Below are 15068 nucleotides of genomic sequence, written 5' to 3'. Positions count from 1 at the left end.
CGTTAAGAACCGTTCTGGCGGCGCGCGAACGTCAGGTGCACCACGCCGCTCGGTGACGGCGCGGCTTCGATGTCGAAGCGTTTCTCAAGTCCTTCGAGGTTGTCCCACAACCGCTCACCCCGGCCCAAGAGGATGGGAACCACGGCGATGTGCATCTGATCGATGAGGTCGGCCTGCAGGAACTCGCGCACCGTGGCGACGCCGCCGCCGATCCGCACATCGAGGCCACCAGCCAGGGCGCGTGCTTGTTCAAGTGCTTCGGCGGGCTTGGCATCAACGAAATGGAAGGTGGTTCCGCCTTCCATGGTCAGCGCCGGACGCGGGTGATGCGTTAGGACGATCACCGGCGTGTGGAACGGCGGGTTCTCGCCCCACCACCCCTGCCATTCCTCGTCGGTCCACGGGCCGCGCTGGGGCCCGAACTTGTTGCGGCCCATGATTTCGACGCCGATTCCGGCAGCCCAGCGGCTGGCAAAGGTCTCATCGACCCCGTTGGTGCCGCCAACCCCACCATTGAGACCCATTTGCGTAAAGGTGCGCGTCGGAAAGGCCCACTGAACCAAGCGCTGCCCGGCATGCCCGAACGGGGTCTCTAACTCCTGCCCCTCTCCAGTGCCGAATCCGTCGAGCGAAACAGAGAAGTTGTGAACGCGAACCAGCGACATCGGGCTCCTTGATGGTGCAGTGAACTTTGACGGGTGAAACGAAAAATGACGGGCGAAACACGCTCAGCCTGAACCGTTTGCAGCATGCATTCGCTGCGCCGACGGTAACGCACGCGCGCGGCAAACTGCAAGCACTTCCGGGGTCTGGCGGTTGACACGCACAGCCCCGGCAAATTGGTCCTGCCAGGGCTGTGCGGAGCCTCCGCCGTGCCCGCGCTACTTCACCCGCGCTACTTGACCAGGACCGACGTCGTCGCCCGCTCGGGCGTCCAGCGAAGATGTGCCGTGGCCTCTTCGACGTCGGCTTCCTTGAGCAGTGACAAACGAGGCCGCACGGCATCGGTGCGGGAGCTGGGCGGCTTCCGCCGGCCGGCGCGGAACTGCGGAATCCACTGGGCCCCGGGGCCGTGGTACTCCTGCTCAGCAGCAGCGTGCAAGGTCCACTGAGGATCGTAGAGGTGCGTACGGCCCAAGGCGATCAAGTCAGCACGGCCGGCGAGGAGGATGGAGTTCACGTCGTCGTAACTGGAGATGGCACCGACGGCGATCACGGCCACGCCCGCGGGGGCGGCAACTTCCTGCCGGATGCGGTCGGCGAACGGCGTCTGGTAGCTGCGTCCGTAAGCCGGTTTCTCTTCCTTGGCGACTTGGCCGGTGGAAACATCCAGCCCGGCAGCGCCGTGTTCTACAAAAGCCTTCGCGATGGCGACCGAATCACCGGAGGTGTTGCCGCCCTCGATCCAGTCCGTCGCGGAGATGCGCACCGTCAGAGGCTTGCTCGCGGGCCAAGCCGACCGAACGGCGTCGAACACTTCCAGCGGGAACCGCAGCCGGTTCTTCAGGCTGCCACCGTATTCATCGGTCCGCTTGTTGGACACCGGCGAAAGGAATGAGGACAGCAAGTAGCCGTGGGCGGCGTGAATTTCGAGGAGGTCGAATCCCGCCTGCGCGGCGCGAACGGTTGAGGCGACGAACTCGGCCCTGATGGCGTCCATACCTGCACGGTCCAGCTCCACCGGTGTCTGGTTTTCGGGGCCGTACGGCAGGGCAGAGGGTCCGACGGCGGTCCAGTTGCCGGACTCGAGGGGCTGGTCGATGCCTTCCCACATGAGCTTGGTGGAGCCCTTGCGGCCGGAGTGGCCCAGCTGCGCCCCGATCTTTGCGGTGGAACGGCTGTGGACGAAGTCCACGATCTCCTTCCAGCTATCGCGCTGGGCATCCGTGTACAGCCCGCTGCAACCCGGGGTGATGCGCCCGGCTTCGGAAACACAGACCATCTCGGTCATGACCAAGCCCGCGCCGCCCAAGGCCTTGGAACCCAGGTGGACCTTGTGGAAGTCGCCCGGAATTCCGTCAACAGCGGAGTACATGTCCATCGGAGAGACCACAATACGGTTCTTCAGCTCCAGTTCGCCGATGCGGAACGGCTGGAACATGGCCGGCGCGACGTCGGACAGGCCTTGGGACTCTGCGAAATCGCGATCCACAGCCTCCGCGAACTCGGGGTCGCGGAGGCGCAGGTTTTCCTGCGTGATGCGGCGGCTGCGGGTAAGCAGGTTGAACGCGAACTGCGTGGGATCCTGGTCCTTGTACTGGCCGATGCGCTCGAACCACTCAAGCGAGGCCTGAGCAGCGCGCTGGGTGGAAGCAACCACGGGCCTTCGCTCGGCTTCGTACGCTTCCAGCGCGGCCTGCACTGTGGGGTGCTCGTGCAGGCAGGCAGCCAAAGCCAACGAGTCCTCCATGGCGAGCTTGGTGCCCGAGCCGATGGAGAAGTGTGCGGTGTGGGCAGCGTCGCCCAACAGCACAACGTTGCCCTTGCGCCAGCTCTCGTTGCGAACCGTGGTGAAGTTGATCCACTTGGAGTTGTTGGTCAGGACTTCGTAGCCGTCCAGTTCTTCAGCGAAGATCTCGCGGATCTTGGCGATCGATTTCTCGTCCGAGACTCCCGGAGGGAACATTTCGTTGGCCGTCTCGTCGAAGCCCGCAGCATGCCACACGTCCTGGTGCATTTCCACGATGAACGTGGAGCCCTCGTCCGAATAGGGGTAACCGTGGATCTGCATGACGCCCCACTGGGTTTCCTTCACGAAGAACTTGAATGCCTCGAAGACCTGATTTGTACCGAGCCACATGAACTTGTTGCTACGCGGGTCCAAGGTGGGGCGGAAAGCGTCCGCATACTTGGCACGGATCTGCGAGTTGATCCCGTCGGCGGCGAGCACCAGATCATAGTTCGCTTCGAGCTCTTCGATCGCTGGTGCCAGAGTGCTGAATCGCACGTCGACACCCAGTTCGATGCACCGGTGCTGCAGCAACTCCAGCAGTTCCTTCCGGCTCATCGCCGCAAAACCTTGGCCGCCAACGGTGATCGTCTCGTCCCGGAAGTGGATGTCGATGTCGGACCAGCGGGCAAAGCGACGGCTCATGTACTCAGCCACCACGGGATCGGCGTTACCGATGCCTCCCAGCGTCTCATCGGAAAATACGACGCCGAAGCCAAAAGTGTCGCTGGCAGCGTTCCGTTCCCACAAGGTGATGTCGTGCGAGGCATCCAGTTGCTTCATCAAAGCTGCGAAGTACAGGCCGCCCGGCCCACCTCCAACGATTGCAATTTTCATGGTGCTGCTCCTTCTCAGGCCTGGCTCTGGCCGGCGTGGGTAAGTTGTTCGGTCCCGCTCGCGTTCCCTGCTGCGTCTTCTGTGAGCAGTCTGTCGCGGAGCTTGAAGTGCTGGAGTTTGCCGCTGGGGTTCCGCGGCAGCTCGGCCACGAAGCGGACGTCGCGGGGGTACTTGTACGGGGCGATGGTCTGCTTCACGAAGTCCTGGATTTCCTTGCGCTTTGCGGCATCGCCAGTGACGCCTTCGCGCAGGACGACGAAGGCGCACACGATGCTGCCGCGTTCCTCATCAGGGATTCCAATGACCGCGTTTTCCATCACGTCGGGGTGCTGGTCGATAGCGGCCTCGACCTCGGGCGCGCCGATGTTGTACCCGGAAGAGACGATCATGTTGTCCGAGCGCGCCTGGTACGTGAAGTACCCGTCTGCGTCCATGGAGAACGTATCGCCCGTGACGTTCCAACCGCGGACAACGTAGTTCGCCTGACGGGGGTCATCCAGGTAGCGGCAGCCGGTGGGGCCGATAACGGCCAACCGGCCCATGGCGCCGGGGCCGAGTTCGTTGCCGTCGTTATCCAATATGGTGGCCCGGAAGCCCGGAACCACCCGTCCTGTGGTTCCCGGTCGAATATCGTCCCCGGCAGCGGAGATGAAGACGTGCAACATCTCCGTGGCACCGATCCCGTTGACCAACCGCAGGCCGGTGGCCTCGTGCACGGCTTCCCACGTTTCCTTGGAGAGGTGTTCTCCCGCAGAGACGGCGATGCGAAGTCCCCGCAGAAGGTCCCCGCGCTTCTCCTTGAGGATCGCGCGGTATGCCGTGGGTGCCGTGAAAAGGATGGTTGCCCCGGCCTTGGAGGCGTGCTCGGCCAATTCAACCGGTCCGGCCTTCTCGGTCAACAAAGACGACGCCCCAAACCTCAGCGGGAACACCACCAAGCCGCCCAGCCCGAACGTGAAGGCAAGCGGAGGTGAGCCGGCAAAGACATCGTCAGCGGTGGGCTGCAGGATGTAGCGGGCAAACGTATCGGCGTTGGCCAGGATGTCCCGGTGGAAATGCATGGTTACCTTGGGCACTCCGGTGGTGCCCGACGTCGGACCCAGCAGGGCAACGTCGTCGGCGGAGGTGTCCACTGCCGTGAACTTGCCGCTCTTGTGGCCACAGCGCGAGACGAGGTCGCCGTCGTCGTCGAATCCTTTGCCGGCTCCGTACGTCAGGACGGTGACATCATCCCCGGCAGCTACCGCGAGCTCGTCCCGGAAACGGTGATCCGAGATCGCAACCAGGGGTTTGGTGAGCTGGATCAGCGTGGACACCTCGGCGGAGCGCAGCATGGGCATGGTGGTGACCACCACGGCGCCTGCCTTCAACACGCCAAGCCAAGCAGCCACGATCCACGGATTGTTGGGGCCGCGGAGAAGGACCCGGTTACCCGGAACAACACCCAGATCCTCTGTGAGAACCTGGGCCACCTGGTTGGAACGCGTCTGGAGCTGACCATAGGTCCAGACCGCACCGTCCGGCGTCCATAGGGCCGGCCGGTCTGCGCCGTACTGTTCGACAGCGTCGTCGATCAGCACGGCCGCAGCATTGAGCCGTTCCGGATACTGGAGTTCAGGGAGGGTGAATTCAAGCGCCGGCCAGGTATCGGCGGGTGGCAAGTGGTCGCGGGTAAACGTGTCCACATGGGCCGATGGCATCATGCTCATGGCCGTCCTTTCAGGGGTGCATCGTTGAAGCTGGTGGTTGGGGGTCGGGAGGCTCAGGCTCCGGCCCGGATCATGCCCTCTTGGGCAACCGTGGCGAGGAGCCTTCCTTGCCGGTCAAAGAAACGCCCCATCGCAAGGCCCCTGTTGCTTTGGCCGGAAATTGCTTCCTGCGCGTACAGCACCCACTCATCGGCGCGGCCGTCCCGGTGGAACCACATGGAGTGGTCGAGGCTCGCGGTCGCGAGCCCCGGGCTTGACCAGTGCAGGCCGTTCACCCGAAGCAAAGGCTCCAGAATCGTGTAGTCGCAGACATACGCGAGGGCCGCGCGGTGGAGGTCGGCGTCGTCGGGAAGCTCATCGAAGGCCTTGACCCAGATGGTCTGCTGCGGCACCGAACCGCCCTCCAGCTCGATGTATACCGGTCCGGGTATATGCCTCATGTCGAAACTTCGGCCCGAGGACCAGTACTCTCCGGCATCGCCGTCCACCCCAGCCAGCGCTTCCGCTGCGGTGGACAATGATTCAGGCTCGACGGCGGCAGGAGCCTCGGGCTGGAAGTCCGGACCGTCTTCGGGAACCTGGAACGACCCCATCGCGGCATATACGGGTTTTCCGTTTTGGAAGCCGCGGACCGTGCGGGTGGAATAGCCACGGCCGTCCCGGAGACGTTCCACTTCGTAACGGACACTGGAACCGACATCCACGGGGCGCATGAAATAGCTGTGCATGGAGTGGAGCTGCCGGTCGGATTCCACGGACCGCATCATGGCGGCCGCAGCCTGGGCCACCATGTCCCCACCGTAGGCTTTTGGCCACGGCACGTACTGGGTGGTTGCCTCATATGCTTCATCGAAGACCTGGGGCTCGGTCGCGGTAAGTTCAACCGCCTTGAGGAATGTTTCCGACGTCAGGGTTCCAGTGATCATGGCTCAGGCCCGACGGTAGTCGGCGAGGGTCTCGTCCGGGACGTCGTCGAGGTTGACCACGAGGTTCTCGGGCGTGCGCGCAGTGAGCCACACGAGGTCCTCGGTGACGGACATGTTGGCTTCGACGTGCGGCATGAACGGCGGGACGAATACCCAGTCGCCGGTCTTCATGTCGAGGAACTCGGAGTAGTTTTCACCGAAGTAGATCCGGCCGTGGCCACGGAGCACGTAGCCGCCGGTTTCGGCTTCGCCGTGGTGGTGCGGCAGCGACCGGTAGCCGGGGGTGTTAGAGACCTGGCCAAACCAGATCTTGGTTGCCGGCGTGTGCTGGATGCTGACACCGGAGACACGGATGCAGTCGCCGGATTGGGCAGTGTTGGTGTCTTCCTCGCCGGCGCGGGTGACGACGGGAACCACCGATCCGTCTGCCTGCGCGTAGATGGAGTTGTCGCCTTCGAGGCGGTAATCCGTGGTGGTCTGGCTCATGGAGGTTCTCCTTTGTTGTGGCTGGGTTAGGCAGTGACGGTGGAGTGGATCCGGACCCGGTTTTCCAGGCGGCCGATCCCGTCGATTTCAGTAGCGAGCACGTCGCCGTCGTTAAGGAAACGCGGCGGGGTCATTCCCATGCCCACTCCCCCGGGCGTTCCCGTGAGGACGAGGTCGCCGGGACGCAGGACGGTGAACTGCGAGATGTAGGACAGGAGCCGGGCCGGACTGAACACCAGGGTGCTGGTGTTCCCCTGCTGGACGAGCTCGCCGTTGACGTAGCCGCGGACGTCGAAGCTGTCGCCGCCGTCGTCGGCCGTCACCATCACCGGGCCCACGGGAGTTGTCCGGTCCCATGCTTTACCTTGGAACCACTGCAGCGTCCGGTTCTGCCAGTCGCGCATGGAGACATCGTTGGCAACCGTGTACCCGGCTATCGCAGCACGTGCTTGGTCCTCATCCGCGTGGAACAGTTCAGAGCCGACGACGACGGCGAGCTCGGCTTCCCAGTCGACGCGGACGCTACCGCGGACCTCGATGGCGTCGTTGGCCCCGAGCAGGGTGTCGGCGTACTTGGCAAACAGCGTGGGGAACTCGGGGAGCTCCCGGCCCATCTCTTGGATGTGGTCGCCATAGTTCAGTCCACAGCAAATCACCTTGCCAGCCCGCGGCAGCAGGGGCGCGTAGTCAGCGTCGGCCTCCGCAATCAAAGTCACGGGCTGTGCGTCCTGCGCGGCGTTTTCCTGCACTCCGGTTTCCTGCACAATGCGCCGCCAGTCGGGCCGGGCGAGGAGTGCGCCCACGTCGGCAGCCGGGAGCGCCAGGTACGAGCCGTCGCTCGTGGCGAGTGCCGCCGTCGTACCTCCACTGGCGGTACGCAGAGTGGCAAGTTTCATGATGCAGGTGCTCCTTCAGGCTTTTTTATGATGTGTCGACTTTTTTACGATCGTCACATATGCTCAAGGTAGCACGGCGGAAATGATCTGCACAGAGGCTTTTTCAAAGTTTTGCAGTTGCCACATCCAGGAGGAACACCATGAGCCACCAGACGATCAACCCGGAATCGCTGCCCAAGCCCTCTGGCTTCGCGCATGGCATCCTGGCCGGAAACACGGTCTTTCTCGGCGGGCAGACGGCCTTGGATAAGAACATGAATATCGTCCCCGGTGGCATCGTGGAGCAGTTCACCCAGGCGTTCACCAACGTGCTCACTACCTTGCGTGAAGCCGGCGGACGGCCCGAAGACCTCGTGAACGTGACCATTTACCTGACAGACGTGGACGATTACATGGCCAACGGCCGCGAAATCGGGCACATCTGGCGCGAAATGGCTGGCTCCCAATACCCCGCAATGGCCGGCATCGGCGTCACGCGCCTGTGGCAGAAAGAGGCCCTGATCGAAATCCAGGGCATCGCGGTGATCCCCGAACGCAAGTAAGGCTGGTCCTCGTCGGAGCTGTGGCGGAGGATGTCCCTATGGGAACCGTCACCGAATACCTGTCGAGCGTCAGCGCAGCGAACCGCGGACCGCTGGAACGGATTGTTGACCTGGCTCGTGAACTCGCGCCCGACGCCGTCGAAGGCACCAGCTACGGAATGCCCGCATTGCTGATTGACGGCAAGGGCTTCGTCAGTGTGATCGAGACCAAGAAGCATCTGGCGTTATACCCCTACAGTGGGCAGATCCTGCCCACCATGTCCGAGGAACTCGGAGGCTATTCCTGGTCCCCGGGGACGTTGCGGTTTTCCGTGGACAACCCGGTGCCGGACTCACTGATCCGCCGGATCCTGGAAACGCGGCTGGCGGCGATCCGGAAGTAGCTTCAGTGCTTCGCGGAGACGTCCTCGGAGATCGCTTTGGCGGTGGCCACGACGTCGAGCCGCACCGACTCGAGATACTTTGCCGGGTCAGGCTGCGCCGCGACGGCCTGCGCCTGCAAAGAGACATTGATGGCGGCAACGTTGTCGCCGTTATTGTGGTTCCACACCGGCGCTGCGATGGACATGAGTCCGATTTCCAGCTCCTGGTCCAGCAAGCACCAGCCTTGTGCGCGGACATGTTCGACGGCGGCCCTCAGGTCGGGTGCGCTGGCAACGGTCCGGGGCGTGATCGGGGTAAGTTCCGCCGTCGAAAGATACGACTCGAACTTGGCCTGCGGCAATCCGGCGAGCAGGACGCGACCCATAGAAGTGGCATAAGCGGGGAAACGGGTGCCCACCGTGATGCCCACGTTCATGATGCGGCGTGTGGCAACGCGGGCAACGTAGAAGATGTCCGGCCCGTCCAGGACAGCAGCCGACGTCGACTCCCCCAACTTATGGCTGAGCTGTTCCAGGTGCGGCTGGACCAACTGCGGCAGGGACAAAGCCGACAGGTACGAGTACCCCAACTGGAGCACCTTGGCCGTCAACGCAAAGGTTTTGCCGTCCGTGCGGACATAGCCGAGTTCAACCAGCGTGTGCAGGAACCTCCGAGCGGTGGCGCGCGTCAGCTCGGTTCGGGCCGCGACTTCACTGAGGGTCATGACCGGGTTGTTCGCATCGAAGGCCCGGATCACGGCGAGCCCCCGGGCCAGCGACTGGACGTACTGGTCGCTGGCCTGTGGGGTTACTGCCGAATCGCTCATGGTTACCAATCCTAAGTGCGTTGACGCACGGGACTTGCGGGGCCTACTCTGCACACCACCGGAACTTGCGGGGCCTACTCTGCAGGCTCCACACCCGAATTTCCCTGCAAAGCGGGCCCCACAACGCACGGGGGCCAAGTTGCAGGGCCTACTCTGCAGGCTTCAGGGACAAGGGGACGAGTATTTGGATCTCCTCGAACGTGCAACCGAACGTCTCCCGGACGGTGACGCCGTCCGCGCCGATGAGGAACACAGCCTTGTCCGTGTACACGCGGGTGACGCAGCCGACGCCGGTCAGCGGGTAGGTGCACTGCTCCACGAGCTTGGACGCGCCTTCGCGGGTCAGGAGCGTCATCATCACGAACACGTCCTTGGCTCCTGTTGCCAGGTCCATGGCACCTCCGACGGCGGGAATCGCGTCGGGCGCGCCGGTGTGCCAGTTGGCGAGGTCACCGCTCGCGGATACTTGGAACGCGCCGAGGACACAGATGTCCAGGTGCCCGCCCCGCATGATCGCAAAGGAGTCGGCGTGGTGGAAGTAGGACGCGCCCGGTAGCTCAGTGACAGGGATCTTGCCGGCATTGATTAAGTCACCATCGACGTCGTCCCCCACCGCAGCAGGGCCCATGCCGAGCATCCCGTTCTCGGTGTGGAGCGTGATGTTCTGTTCCTCGGTGAGGTAGTTCGACACCAGTGTCGGTTGACCGATGCCCAGGTTCACGAACGAACCCCGCACGATGTCCCGGGCCACGAGCTGGGCAAGCTCATCGCGGCCCAACGGCTTCTCGGAGGTTTGGATACTTGTCTGGGTGCTCATGATCAGGCCACCTGTTCTGTGTCGATGGCCGCCGAGTTCGAACCAGCAGGATCCACCCGGACCACGCTGTTGACGTAAATCCCGGGCGTCACCACGTTCTCCGGATCCAAGGCACCCGTGGGTACGATCTCCGAGACCTGGACGATGGTGTGCTTCGCGGCGGCGGCCATGATGGGTCCGAAGTTCCGCGCGGTTTTGCGGTACACGAGGTTGCCCTTGCCGTCCGCTTTCAATGCCTTAATGAGGGCGACGTCGGCGTGAATAGGGGTTTCGAACACCTGCCACTTCCCATCCAGCAGCCGTGTTTCCTTGCCTTCAGCCAGCGTGGTGCCGTAGCCGGTGGGTGTGAAGAACCCGCCGATTCCGGCACCGGCGGCGCGGATGCGCTCGGCCAGGTTCCCTTGCGGAACCAGCTCCAGCTCAATTTCCCCAGCCCGGAACTTGGCATCGAAATGCCAGGAATCCGACTGCCGCGGGAAGGAACAGATCATCTTCCGGACCCGGCCTTCCTTGATCAGCAACGCCAAGCCCTGATCGCCCTGCCCGGCGTTGTTGTTGACCAGGGTGAGGTCCTTCGCGCCACAATCCATCAGCGCATCGATCAGCTCGAACGGCTGCCCGGCGTTACCGAACCCGCCAATCATCACGGTGGAACCGTCCTGGATGCCAGCTACAGCCTCGCCAACAGTGTCGATAAAATTCAGCAATTCCCTACGCCCCTCTCACTGAAGCACTAACGTTTTCCAGCACCACGGCCAGCCCCTGCCCCACCCCGATGCAGATCGCCGCGACGCCCCACCGTTGACCAGAGAGCTGCAAGGAACGGGCCAGTGTACCGAGGATGCGCGTACCAGAGGCCCCGAGCGGGTGGCCCATCGCCAACGCGCCACCGTGCTGGTTCACGATCGACGGATCGATCCCCCATGCATCCACGCAAGCCAACGACTGCGCGGCAAATGCCTCGTTAAGTTCGACGGCGCCTACTTGCTCCCAGCCGATGCCCGCCTTTGCCAGGGCCTTGTTCGCGGCCTCCACCGGGGCGAAACCGAAGAACTGGGGGTCGTTGCCATGCGCACCCCGGCCAGCGATGCGGGCCACGGGTTCCAAGCCAAGGATCGAGGAAGCTGCCTCCGAACCGATCCATGCCGCAGATGCGCCGTCGGACAAAGGCGAGGCATTCCCGGCGGTGACCGTTCCGCCGTCGGGCCCGTCAGACTCGGGGCGGAAGACGGTCTTCAAACCGGCAAGCTTCTCAGCCGACGAACCGGCACGGATGCCCTCGTCCCGGACCAGGTCGGTGCCCGGAACCGGTGTGACCAACGAATCGTAGAACCCTTCGTTCCACGCAGCGTCGGCCAGGTTGTGTGAATCCGCAGCGAACTGATCCTGTCGCTCACGGGTGATCCCGTACTTTTCGCGCAGGCGTTCGGTAGCCTCGCCCAAGGAGATGGTCCAGTCCTTGTTCATGGCAGGGTTCACCAACCGCCACCCCAACGTGGTGGATGCCAACGTCATGTCTCCGGACGGGTAGGGCTTGGACGTCTTCGGCAGCACCCACGGCGCGCGGGACATCGACTCGGTCCCGCCCACCAACACAACATCGGCGTCGCCGACGTTGATCTGGCGGGACGCGATCATCGCTGCGTCCAATGACGAACCACAGAGCCGGTTGACCGTGGTGCCGGGGATCGACGTCGGCAAGCCGGCCAGCAAGGACGCCATCCGGGCGACGTTACGGTTTTCCTCGCCGGCGCCGTTGGCGTTGCCGAACATCACCTCATCGATGCGCTCGACATCCAGGCCCGGTGCGCGCTTTACGGATTCGCGGACCACGTGGGCAGCAAGGTCGTCAGGACGGACACCAGCAAGGCCGGAGCCGAACTTTCCAAAGGGCGTGCGCACGGCGTCGTACACAAATGCCTGGTTCATGTGTTTCTCTCTCAATCTCCCCAACTAGGGGTCAGTTGGGTTCGGAGGCGTCGATGTCTGCGAATACTTTTTGGGCGGTCTTGAACGCCGAGTTGGCGGACGGAACGCCGCAATAGATGGCGGACTGCAGCAGGATTTCCTTGATGTCGTCCCTGCTCAGGCCGTTGTTGAGGGCCGCCCGGACGTGCATGGCGAGCTCCTCCCAGTGGCCGTGGGCCACGAGCGCCGTGAGGGTGATGGCGGAACGCATCTGACGGCTGAGGCCTGGACGCGTCCAGATGCCACCCCAGGCGATCCTCGTGATCATGTCCTGATAGTCCTCGGTAAAGGAATCCTTGCCGGCGTTCGCCCGGTCAACGTGCGCGCTGCCGAGGACTTCGCGGCGGACTGCCATGCCGGCGTCGTAAATGTCCTGCGCGGTGGCTTCAGGCTGGACGGCACCATTCCGTTCGGCGCCGTCAGAAACAGTACTCACAGTCCGTCCTCCTTCATGAAGTTGCGCATCAGTCCAGCCACGATGGCAGGCGCTTCTGCCGGCGCCAGGTGACCGACGCCGTCGAGCGTTTCGGTAACGGCCGTACCGCCCCCGGCCCGGATGGCCGCCACAGTCTCTTCGGCCAACGACGGCGGAGCCACCTCATCCTCGACGCCGGCAATTACCTGCGTGGGGACGGTGATGCTGCCGAGTTGCTCGCGGACATCGAACGCGGCGAGGGCTTCGCAGCAGAACGAGTAGCTGAAGCGATCGGCGTCCCGGAGCGCGTGCAGGAGGCGGCTGCTGATCTCCGGCTGGCGATCCATGAAACCGGCGCCGAACCAGCGCTGCGCCGAACCTTGGATCATCACCGCTGTGCCCAGTTTGCGGACGGTTTCTGCCCGTTCCAGCCACCCTTCAGGAGTGCCGAGCTTGGGCCCGCTGCACTGGACTGACAGGCTGCGGAGCCGGTCCGCGTGCTTGATGCCGAGTTGCAGGCCGGTGGCGCCGCCCAACGAGACCCCCGCGTAATGGAACCGCGCCGCCGTCTTCCCTGGCGGGACCACAGAGTCAACAAGATCGACGACGGCGTCCGCCAACTCCGCGACGTCGAAACCTTCCGTAGCGGCGGGCGAGATGCCGTGGCCGGGGAGATCCCAGCCGATGACGTCGTACTCGTCGCCAAGGAGGGCCGCGGTGGCAGACCACAGAATGGTGGAGGTACCCAGCGATGGGCCCACCACCAGGAGTGGCTTGTTTCCCAGTTCGCGCTGCGGGGAAAGCAGCACGGCCTTGACACTTGGCTTAGCCACGGGTGGCTCCCTTCGTTGAGGACCCGGCAAAGTCGGGGTACGCGGCGAGGATCCGCTGGCTGATCTCCGCAGCCTCACCCAGATAGTTCGCCGGGTCCAGCAATGCTTCAAGATCGGAATCGGACAGCTTCTCCGCGGGGACAGCTTCGCGCAGCAGTTTCCGGTAGGTGGCTGCCTGCTCCCCCGCGGGCATTGCAAGCGTTTCGTCGACGACGCCCTGCAGCTTTTGCTTACCGTCCTCACCGAGGAGGGGCGCGACGGCGGCCATCACCCCTTCGCTGAGGAGCAGCGGACCCGAAATGTCCAGGTTCCTGCGCATGGCCTCAGGAAATACCCGCAAGCCTTCGGTCAGTTCGCGGAGATGTCCTGCGGCCCCCAAAACCAGCGCCAGCAATTGACGCAGCGCCGGCCATTCAGTGTGCCAAGCACCATCGGGCCGCTCATCGTTGAAAGTTGCAGCGGCCAGGTGCAGCTGCGATGCGAGGCCCGGAGCCTGCAACGCTGCGCTGCGGATCAGCACGGACAGCACGGGGTTCTGCTTTTGCGGCATGGCCGAGGAAACACCACGCCCGGCCGCCAACGGTTCGCCGAGCTCGCCGACTTCCGGGCGGCTCAAGAAGAGCACGTCCGCAGCGATCTTGCCGAAGGAATCCACGAGCGCGGCAAGCCCATCGCCGAGGGCAGTGACGGCGAGTCGGTTGGTGTGGCAGGGAGCCGGGGCGGGTGCCAGCCCAAGCTTCCCTGCCAATGAATCCGCCAGCGTGAAGGGAGTCTCTGGAGAGCCCGCCGTCAGCCGTGCGCCGGAGGCCAGGGTTCCGCCTGCCCCGCCGAACTGCACGGGCAACTCCAGCGATGCCAAGCGTTGGGAGGAAGCCGCCACACCGTGAAACCATTGTGCAGCCCTGAGCCCGAACGTGTACGGAAGTGCATGCTGCGTCAGGCTTCTGCCCACGCACAGCGTGTCCGTGTGCTCGGCCGCCAAGCCGGCGAGCGCCGTCGTCGTGCCCGTTACCTCAGCCAGCAACGCCGACAAGGTGCGGCTGGCGAGCAGCATGAGCGCGGAGTCGAGGACGTCTTGGCTGGTGAGGGAGGAGTGAACGGCGGACGCCGCGCCGATACCCGCGGAGTCCAGGGACTTGACACGGGCGCGGAGGTCCGCGAGCAGTGGGATGACCGGGTTGCCGCCGCCTTGGGCACGTTCGGCAACGGAGGCGACGTCGTAGTGTTCGGGAGATGCGGCTTGGGCCACCACAGCGGCGGATCCGGCAGCCACAAGGCCCGCTTCCTCGAGCACGGCAGCCCAGGCGGCTTCGACGTCGAGGATTGCCGCCACCACTGCACGGTCGCCCGTCAACGCCGCCACAGTGGGCGACGCCGAAACGGGGCTCAGGAGGCCGAAGTCGCCGTCGGTCATGATTGGTCCGTCACCAAGTCCAGCGAACCGTCCTGCTGGAAATCCAGGAACACGGTCTCGTCCCCGCCCTGCAAACGGATGTCCCAGGTAAGGCCGCCGTCGGGATCGCGGCGGGCGATGAGCGTTTTGCGGCGCTCGGAGTCCAAGGAGCTCAGCAGCGGATCATTGGCCAGTGCTTCTTCATTTTCCGGCAGGTACACCCGGGTGAAGAGGCGGTTCATGAGACCGCGGGCGAACACAGCCACGGAAATGAACGCGGCAGCACCGGGCTTCACCGGGCCGGGATTGACCGTAGTGAAGGTGTACATGCCGGAATTTCCGACGGCGGCCCGGCCCCACCCCGTGAAGGTGTAACCGTCGCGGACCAAAGAGCCGGCGCGCTGGACGATGTTGCCGTTGGAGTCGGGCTGCCAGATTTCGAGGATGGCGTCCGGGATGGTGTTGCCGGCGCCGTCATACACAGTGCCTTGGAGGCGGATGCTGCCGGGGCTGCCGGGAGCGAGGAGTTCGTTGTCCTTGTTAAAAGGAAGGGCGTAGCCGTAGAAGGGGCCAACGGTCTGACCCGGTGTGGGTGCCAGCTTGCTCAT

Annotated in this window: 16 protein-coding genes; 2 read left to right on the top strand and 14 right to left on the bottom strand. The window is 64.0% G+C overall.

Annotation, left to right across the window (positions count from 1 at the left end):
• Positions 1-2 precede the first annotated feature (2 nt).
• The 6 genes from QRN42_RS07980 to QRN42_RS07955 all read right to left on the bottom strand — a co-directional run bounded on the left by QRN42_RS07980 (position 3) and on the right by QRN42_RS07955 (position 7303).
• The gene (locus QRN42_RS07980; protein WP_284978716.1) at positions 3-665 is read right to left on the bottom strand and encodes a dihydrofolate reductase family protein; all 663 of its coding nucleotides are present in this window, start codon (positions 663-665) and stop codon (positions 3-5) included.
• 230 nt (positions 666-895) lie between these two features.
• Entirely contained in the window at positions 896-3286 is a 2391-nt protein-coding gene (locus QRN42_RS07975) for a bifunctional salicylyl-CoA 5-hydroxylase/oxidoreductase (RefSeq protein ID WP_284978715.1), read from the bottom strand.
• 14 nt (positions 3287-3300) lie between these two features.
• The gene (locus QRN42_RS07970; RefSeq protein ID WP_284978714.1) at positions 3301-4995 is read right to left on the bottom strand and encodes an AMP-binding protein; all 1695 of its coding nucleotides are present in this window, start codon (positions 4993-4995) and stop codon (positions 3301-3303) included.
• A 53-nt stretch (positions 4996-5048) separates the two neighbouring features.
• Positions 5049-5921: an acyl-CoA thioesterase gene (locus tag QRN42_RS07965; RefSeq protein ID WP_284978713.1), complete on the bottom strand. Its 873-nt coding sequence runs from the start codon at positions 5919-5921 to the stop codon at positions 5049-5051.
• Between the two features lie 3 nt (positions 5922-5924).
• Complete coding sequence (locus QRN42_RS07960; protein ID WP_284978712.1) at positions 5925-6407, bottom strand: cupin domain-containing protein; 483 nt, start codon at positions 6405-6407, stop codon at positions 5925-5927.
• Between the two features lie 26 nt (positions 6408-6433).
• Positions 6434-7303 carry a fumarylacetoacetate hydrolase family protein gene (locus QRN42_RS07955; protein WP_284978711.1) on the bottom strand — a complete coding sequence of 290 codons (870 nt, stop codon included), beginning with the start codon at positions 7301-7303 and terminating at the stop codon, positions 6434-6436.
• A gap of 140 nt (positions 7304-7443) precedes the next feature.
• Here QRN42_RS07955 and QRN42_RS07950 point away from each other — a divergent pair, with 140 nt between their 5' ends.
• Together QRN42_RS07950 and QRN42_RS07945 are read left to right on the top strand one after the other, a co-directional pair.
• The gene (locus QRN42_RS07950; RefSeq protein ID WP_284978709.1) at positions 7444-7845 is read left to right on the top strand and encodes a RidA family protein; all 402 of its coding nucleotides are present in this window, start codon (positions 7444-7446) and stop codon (positions 7843-7845) included.
• A 38-nt stretch (positions 7846-7883) separates the two neighbouring features.
• Complete coding sequence (locus QRN42_RS07945; RefSeq protein ID WP_284976262.1) at positions 7884-8228, top strand: iron chaperone; 345 nt, start codon at positions 7884-7886, stop codon at positions 8226-8228.
• Positions 8229-8230: 2 nt separating this feature from the next.
• Here QRN42_RS07945 and QRN42_RS07940 read toward each other — a convergent pair whose 3' ends face one another.
• The 8 genes from QRN42_RS07940 to pcaG all read right to left on the bottom strand — a co-directional run bounded on the left by QRN42_RS07940 (position 8231) and on the right by pcaG (position 15068).
• Positions 8231-9034 (bottom strand): IclR family transcriptional regulator domain-containing protein, encoded by an 804-nt coding sequence (locus QRN42_RS07940; RefSeq protein WP_284978708.1) that lies wholly within the window; start codon positions 9032-9034, stop codon positions 8231-8233.
• A gap of 148 nt (positions 9035-9182) precedes the next feature.
• Positions 9183-9851, bottom strand: a complete 669-nt coding sequence (locus tag QRN42_RS07935; protein WP_284978707.1) for a 3-oxoacid CoA-transferase subunit B — start codon at positions 9849-9851, stop codon at positions 9183-9185.
• A gap of 2 nt (positions 9852-9853) precedes the next feature.
• Positions 9854-10558, bottom strand: coding sequence for a 3-oxoacid CoA-transferase subunit A (locus QRN42_RS07930; protein ID WP_284978706.1), 705 nt, complete (start codon positions 10556-10558; stop codon positions 9854-9856).
• Positions 10559-10562: 4 nt separating this feature from the next.
• Complete coding sequence (locus QRN42_RS07925; protein ID WP_284978705.1) at positions 10563-11780, bottom strand: thiolase family protein; 1218 nt, start codon at positions 11778-11780, stop codon at positions 10563-10565.
• A gap of 31 nt (positions 11781-11811) precedes the next feature.
• Positions 11812-12255: a 4-carboxymuconolactone decarboxylase gene (pcaC, locus tag QRN42_RS07920; protein ID WP_284978704.1), complete on the bottom strand. Its 444-nt coding sequence runs from the start codon at positions 12253-12255 to the stop codon at positions 11812-11814.
• Positions 12252-13067, bottom strand: a complete 816-nt coding sequence (locus QRN42_RS07915) for an alpha/beta fold hydrolase (RefSeq protein WP_284978703.1) — start codon at positions 13065-13067, stop codon at positions 12252-12254. The genes pcaC and QRN42_RS07915 overlap by 4 nt, the downstream gene beginning before the upstream one ends.
• Positions 13060-14481, bottom strand: coding sequence for a lyase family protein (locus tag QRN42_RS07910; RefSeq protein ID WP_284978702.1), 1422 nt, complete (start codon positions 14479-14481; stop codon positions 13060-13062). Before QRN42_RS07910 ends, QRN42_RS07915 begins: the two co-directional genes overlap by 8 nt.
• Positions 14478-15068 (bottom strand): protocatechuate 3,4-dioxygenase subunit alpha, encoded by a 591-nt coding sequence (pcaG, locus tag QRN42_RS07905; RefSeq protein ID WP_284978701.1) that lies wholly within the window; start codon positions 15066-15068, stop codon positions 14478-14480. The genes QRN42_RS07910 and pcaG overlap by 4 nt, the downstream gene beginning before the upstream one ends.

The organism is Arthrobacter sp. fls2-241-R2A-200, from assembly GCF_030209745.1.
Lineage (GTDB): Bacteria > Actinomycetota > Actinomycetes > Actinomycetales > Micrococcaceae > Arthrobacter.
This window is presented reverse-complemented; position numbering and strand designations above follow the sequence as displayed.